The organism is Candidatus Enterococcus ikei (assembly GCF_017316105.1).
GTDB lineage: Bacteria > Bacillota > Bacilli > Lactobacillales > Enterococcaceae > Enterococcus_L > Enterococcus_L ikei.
In genome coordinates this window covers 1-1,575 of sequence record NZ_JAFLWD010000067.1, presented here as the reverse complement: position 1 = coordinate 1,575, position 1,575 = coordinate 1, and the positions used below count along the sequence as shown (strand labels likewise).

The following is a 1,575-nucleotide window of genomic DNA, read 5'->3' as shown; positions in this document are numbered from 1 at the left end:
TCAGTAGGGGATTTTGAAGCGGTCAAAGCGATCGCTGAAAATGCTGAAAAAATGACGGTCGCAGGTCTGGCTCGCTGCCAAAAAGCTGACATCGACCGGGCACATGAAGCTTTGCAAAATGCTAAACATCCGCAAATCCATGTATTCCTAGCAACGAGCCCAGTTCACATGGAATTTAAACTAAAAATGACACCAGATGAAGTGATTGCTTCTATTAAAGAACACGTTAGCTATGCTAAGACCAAATTTGAAAAAGTCCAGTTCTCACCAGAAGATGCTACAAGAACAGATAAACAATTTCTACTAAAAGCTGTTCAAACCGCAATCGATGCAGGTGCGACGATCATCAATGTTCCAGACACAGTTGGTTATTCCAATCCAACGGAATACGGCGCACTATTTAAATTTCTAATTGAAAATATCCAAAGCGACCAAGAAATTATTTTCTCTTCACATTGTCACGATGACCTAGGGATGGCGACGGCCAATGCCTTAGCCGCCATCGAAAATGGCGCCCGTCGAGTAGAAGGAACAATTAACGGCATCGGCGAACGAGCTGGAAATACCGCGCTTGAAGAAGTCGCTTTGGCGCTATATATCAGAAAAGATTTCTACAAAGCCCAAAGCAATATCACATTAAACGAAACAAAAAGAACCAGCGACCTCGTCAGCCGCTTATCTGGTGTGGCAGTACCAAGAAATAAAGCAATCATCGGAGCAAATGCCTATGCGCATGAATCAGGTATCCATCAAGATGGCGTGCTGAAAAATCCGGATACGTACGAAATCATCACCCCTTCACTTGTTGGGGTAAACAAAAACTCATTGCCACTAGGCAAACTTTCTGGTCGCCATGCGTTTGCCACAAAAATGGAAGCTCTAGGTTACCAACTAACTGAAGAAGAACTAAAGGATGCCTTTAAACGGTTCAAATCACTAGCCGATAAAAAGAAACAAGTTACAGAAGATGATCTAATTGCACTAATGGTTGGACAATCGCAAGAATGCAGTGAAGATTACCGCTTAGAACGTGTCCAATTACAATACGTTTCTGATGGCAGCCAAGGAGCGATCGTTTCCATCAATACAGGAGAAGATGAAAGTAAAACAGAATCAGCGATCGGCTCTGGTAGTATCCAAGCAATCTATAACTCGATCGATAAAATATTCGTCCAAAAACCAGCGCTACAAGAGTACTACATCAAAGCCATCACTGGCGGAGAAGATGCACAAGCAGAAGTGCATGTAACCTTAGTAGATACTGAAAATAACAAACAATTCAATGGCATCGGCATTGATTTTGATGTCTTGCAAGCGTCAGCGAAGGCTTACGTCAAAGCCAGTGAACAATTTCAAAAAGAAGTGGGGAAAGCCTGATGAGTAAAAGAATCGTAGCATTACCAGGAGATGGTATCGGAGCAGAAATCATGGATAGCGCACTAAACATTTTAGCTGAAATCATGGTTCAGGATAATTTGGATTTTGATATTGAACGCTTTGCCTTTGGTGGTGCTGGTATCGATGAACAAGGCGATCCCTTACCAGAAGAAACCTTAAACGCGTGTGAAAAAGCCG

General features: G+C 42.6%; 2 protein-coding genes. Both read left to right on the top strand.

Translation table 11 applies throughout. The annotated features are described in order from the left end of the window. The coding region (locus tag JZO69_RS16470) for a 2-isopropylmalate synthase (protein WP_207113896.1) at positions 1-1,377 on the top strand (1,377 nt) is incomplete at its 5' end. Further along, positions 1,377-1,575 (top strand): isocitrate/isopropylmalate family dehydrogenase (locus JZO69_RS16465; RefSeq protein ID WP_242586928.1); only part of this gene is annotated, 199 nt, incomplete at its 3' end. The genes JZO69_RS16470 and JZO69_RS16465, both read left to right, overlap by 1 nt.